This window comes from Pseudomonas sp. CM27, assembly GCF_013179515.1.
GTDB lineage: Bacteria > Pseudomonadota > Gammaproteobacteria > Pseudomonadales > Pseudomonadaceae > Aquipseudomonas.
The window spans coordinates 1-4,842 of record NZ_JABMCN010000349.1; the positions used below are offsets into that span (position 1 = coordinate 1).

General features: G+C 66.5%; 2 protein-coding genes and 1 pseudogene. 1 reads left to right on the forward strand and 2 read right to left on the reverse strand.

Annotated elements, in window-relative coordinates:
- A partial coding sequence (locus tag HP547_RS27380; RefSeq protein WP_172288570.1) for an Ig-like domain-containing protein occupies positions 1-2,780 on the reverse strand: 2,780 nt, incomplete at its 3' end.
- A gap of 191 nt (positions 2,781-2,971) precedes the next feature.
- Positions 2,972-4,525, reverse strand: a complete 1,554-nt coding sequence (gene norR, locus HP547_RS27385; RefSeq protein ID WP_172221193.1) for a nitric oxide reductase transcriptional regulator NorR — start codon at positions 4,523-4,525, stop codon at positions 2,972-2,974.
- 154 nt (positions 4,526-4,679) lie between these two features.
- Here norR and HP547_RS27390 point away from each other — a divergent pair.
- A pseudogene (locus HP547_RS27390) lies at positions 4,680-4,842 on the forward strand (globin domain-containing protein); the annotation flags it as partial.

Consider the following 4,842-nt stretch of genomic DNA (forward strand, 5'->3'; position numbering starts at 1 on the left):
GGCACATCGTATTCGACGGCCACAGACGCATTGCCGCTTGGGTCGGTCTGTACCAGGCTCAGTTGGTCGCCGGGTTGGGCGGCCGGCTCGAGGTCAATCAGGAAGGTGCCGTTGGCACCGACCACGCCGGTGCCGATCACCGTGCCGCTGGCATCGCGTACTTCGACGGTGGCACCTGGTTCACCGCGGCCGCTCAGGGCCAGGCCTCCGGCGCCGACCACGATGTTGCTCACCGCCTCAGGCGGGGTGATGTCCGGTGCATCGAATTGCAGTGGTGCCGAGGTGTTGCCGGCGGCATCCACCAGGCGAACGTCCAGGGCTTCGCCATTGGCTTGGGCGGGCGCCAATGTGACATTGAACAGGCCATCCGCACCCACTACGCCGGTGCCGATGAGGGTGCCGGCTGCATCGCGCACCTGCACGGTAGCGCCTGGCTCGCCGCGACCGGTGAAGGTCACGCCGTCGGCCAGGGCCAGTTCGGTGGGTTGAGCGGGCGGCAGCAGGTCGGCCGAGGTCACGGAGCCCGGTTGAGAAACATTGCCCGCCGCATCGGTCAGGGTCACTTGCAGCGCGCTGCCGTCATTCACGGCAGGGTCCAGGGTGATGGTGAAGCTGCCGTCCGCCGCAACGGTGCCGGTGGCCAGTACATTGCCTGCGGCATCCACAACCTGCACGGTGGCACCGGGCTCGCCGCGACCGCTGAGCTGGCTGCCGGCCAGGCCGATCACCAGATCGACAGGCGCCTCAGGTGGCGTGGTATCGCCGCCGTCAATGTCCGGTGCAATGACCGAACTGGCTTCTGAAGTATTGCCTGCGGCATCGGAGGCGGTAGCTTGCAGCACTTCGCCGTCCACTTGCGGCGGGTCAAGGGTGATGCTGAACACACCCGTTGCACCCACGACAGCAGTGCCGAGTTCGGTGCCATCGGCGGCCACGATCCGCACGGTGCTGCCGGGTTCGGCGCGGCCTGTAAGCACGGTACCGTCAGCGCTGACAGCGAGTTCGGTCGGTGCAGCAGGGGCAGTGATGTCCGGAGCGGTGACCTGGGCCGGCAGCGAGGAGAGACCGCTGTCATCGATCGCGACCACATCCAGCAGTTCGCCATTGGCCTGGGCGGGGTTGAGTTCGATGCTGAAGCTGCCATCGGCATTGGCGATGGCACTGCCGATCAGGGTGCCGTTGGCGTCATGCACTTCGACGCGGCTGCCTGCCGGGGCAGTACCGGTCAGGGTGGTGCCGTCGGCATCGATGGCCAGGTTGCTCGGGCTGTCCGGTGCGGTAGTCAGCGGCACATCGTACTCGACGGCGACCGAGGCGTTACCGCTTGGGTCGGTCTGCACGAGGCTCAGGTGTTCGCCGGCCTGCACGGCAGGGTCGAGTTCGAGCAGGAACGTGCCGTTGGCGGAGACAACTCCACGGCCCAGCAGGTTGCCGTCGGCATCGCGCACTTCGACGGTGGCTCCGGGTTCACCGCGGCCGCTCAGGGCCGTTCCCCCGGCGCCGACCAGAATGTCTGTGACGGCTTCGGGCGGGGTGATGTCGGGCGCGGTGAATTCCAGGGGAATCGAGCTGTTGCCGGCGGCATCCACCTGGCGGATATCCAGGGCTTCGCCGTTGGCCTGGGCAGGCGCCAGGGTCAGGCTGAAGGTGCCGTCGGCGTTGACCAAGCCAGTGCCAATGATATTGCCGGCCGCATCGCGAACCTGCACGGTGGCGCCGCGCTCCCCACGGCCGGTGAGGGTGACGCCGCTGGCCAGGGCCAGGTCGGTGGGCTGGTCTGGGGCGGTGGTATCAGGGGTGTCGACGTCCGGGGCAGTGATGCCGGCGGCCGGTGAAGTATTGCCGGCTGCGTCGGCGGCGCTCACTTCCAGGGCCTGGCCATCGGTTTGCGGTGGTTGCAGGGCGATGCTGAACTGGCCATCTGCACCCGCGACCGCCGTGCCCAGCAGCACACCGCCGGCGCCACGCACGGAAACTGTCGAGCCGGGCTCGGCGCGCCCGGTAAGGGTGCTGCCCTGCCCATCGATAGCCAGCTCGGTCGGGGCCAGTGGTGCCGTGGCGTCCGGGGCCGTGACGGTGCCGGGCGCCGAGACATTGCCGGCGCCATCGGTCAGGCTGACGTCAAGGTTCTCGCTGTTGATCTGCGGCGGGTTGAGCGCAACATCGAAACTGCCATCGGCAGCCACTGTGCCGCTGCCGATCAGGTTGCCGGCTGCATCACGGATGTTCACGGTGCTGCCGGCTTCGCCGCGCCCGGTCAGGCGCAGGCCATTTGGGGATACCAGCAGGTCGATCGGGGTGGCCGGTGGCGTGGTGTCGCCCGGCTCTGATCCGCTACTGCTGCCGCCACCGCTGTGATCGGCCGCCGCTGCCGCACCGCCGACACCGAGCAGGCTGAGCCCGGCAATCGCCCAGGTGGGCATGGCGCTACCGGCACTACCGATACCCGCCACCAGCTCGTCCAGCGAGGCCACGTCTTCGAAGGTGAAACCGGTAAACGCCGCCGCATCGTACTGGGCATGCCACAGGGTGCCGTCTTCGCCGACAAAGACAATATCGCTGCCAACCCCGGCCTGGTCCACGGCGAAGAAGTTGCCGATAGTCACTTTTTCACCCGACTTCATCGTGACGATCAGGTCTTGCCCGCGCTGGGTGACGGTGGCTACCTGGTCAGGGGCCACAGGCATCTGTACGACGCCCGGTCCGTTAAGCGTGATGTTGCCAAAGGCGTTCTGGGTGGCGACTGCGGATTGCTTATCGGCGACGACGATGTTGTCCATGGATGCTCCCTGCTGGTATGCGGATCCCCCGGCCCGAACTATTCGGGCCACAACCGGCGCAACAGAGCCCTTTACCGGGCGTTGAGCACAGCCTCGACCGGCTAGTCGAGATTCGGGTGGTTAGGGAGATATAGCAGCCAGGCGGGAAGCAACCAGATGGCTTTCTGGGTTAATCCTTTGGTAGAGAGGCCTCAGCGAAGCGCCAGCCTGCGGGCCAGGCGGCTCAGATTTGCGCGGTCCAGGCCCAGTTCTCGCGCAGCCGCTGCCCAGTTGTCCTGGTGCCGTTGCAGGCAGGCCTCGATCACCTGACGCTGGTAGAGATCGAGCGCTTCGCGCAGCCCGCCTTCGGGCAGGGATAGCACTGCAGGCGGGGCTGCGGGGGAGGGCAGGGCGCCCGTGGTCGTCGCCACGCGCAGGTCCAGGTCGGTGGCTTCAAGCGTCAGGATACGCGGCCGTTCCGGGTGCTGGCCCATGGCTTTTAGCGCCGAGCGGCCGATCAGGTGTTCCAGTTCCCGCACATTGCCTGGCCAGTCGTAGGCCAGCAGCGCGGCCTGGGCTTCGCTGCTCAGGCGCAGGCTGTTCAGGCCCAGGCGCGAACGGTTCTGTTCAAGGAAGTACCCCGCCAATAGCAGCACATCGCGGCCACGTTCGCGCAATGGCGGTACGTGCAGCGGATACACACTGAGCCGGTGATAGAAGTCGGCGCGGAAGTTGCCATTGCGCACTTCCGCTGCCAGGTCACGGTTGGTGGCGGCAATCAGGCGCACGTCCACGCGGTGCTCGCGGTCCGAACCCAGGCGCTGCAGCTGGCCGCTTTGCAGCACGCGCAACAGCTTGGCCTGCACCGTCAGCGGCAACTCGCCCACTTCGTCGAGGAACAGCGTGCCGCCGTTGGCCAGTTCGAACTTGCCGCGGCGCTCACCGTGCGCGCCGGTGAATGCACCGCGCACATGGCCGAACAGCTCGCTTTCCACCAGGGTGTCCGGCAAGGCGGCGCAGTTGAGGCTGACCAGCGGCTTGTCAGCGCGGGTGCTGGCCTGATGCAGGGCCTGGGCCACCAGTTCCTTGCCGACGCCGGTTTCACCGGTAATCAGTACGGTCAGGTCGCTGCCGCCGACCAGGCGGATTTCCTCCACCAGGCGCTTGTGGGCAGGGCTCTGGCCGATCAGCTCTTTATCCTGGCCGCTGGCCTGGCGGTAGATTTCGGCGCGGTGGTGTTCGTCTTCGGCGCGTAGCGCCAGGTGCTCGATGCGCTCGGCCACGGTAACTGTGGCCGCGGCCAGGCTGGCGAAGGCCTGCAGGGATTCCAGCTCCAGGCTCTGGAACTGCCCGGGGGTGAGGGCATCGAGGGTGACCAGGCCCCAGGGGCGCTCATCGACCATCAAAGGGCAGCCCATGCAGTCATGCACTTCAAGGTGGGCATCGGCTGCGTTGACCAGGCCATCGTAGGGGTCTGGCAGGTCCGAGTCGCTGGCGAAACGGGTAGGCTCCGGGCGGCTGAGCAAAATCTGGAAGCGCGGGTGCTCGCTGACCCGGAAGCGCCGACCCAGGGTGTCGGGGCTAAGGCCGTCCACCGCCAGTGGTACCAGCCACTCACCGTCCAGGCGCAGCAGCGCGGCGGCGTCGCATGGCAACAGCGAACGCATGGCCTGCAACAGGCGGCGGTAGCGCTCCTGGTCGGGCAAGTCGCGCGAAAGGTCGCTGACCAGCGGCAGCAGGGCGGTAAGCAGTGGCTTTGTAGTCATATGGACTCCTATTGGTCGATATGACTATACGCTCGAGCGGGTCGTTTTGACACGGCCCCCATGACACCCCTGATTTTGCTAGGGATAAAAGTTGGCACGATTGCTGTAATAGCACAGGCAGTCATTTGAAGCCTCAGGCTCAGGAGTTGCTGCAATGCTCAATGCCGAACAACGTGCAATCATCAAGGCCACTGTCCCCCTGCTGGAAACCGGCGGCGAAGCGCTGACCACCCACTTCTACAAGATGATGCTCAGCGAGTACCCGCAGGTACGCCCGCTGTTCAACCAGGCGCACCAGGCCAGTGGTGACCAGCCGC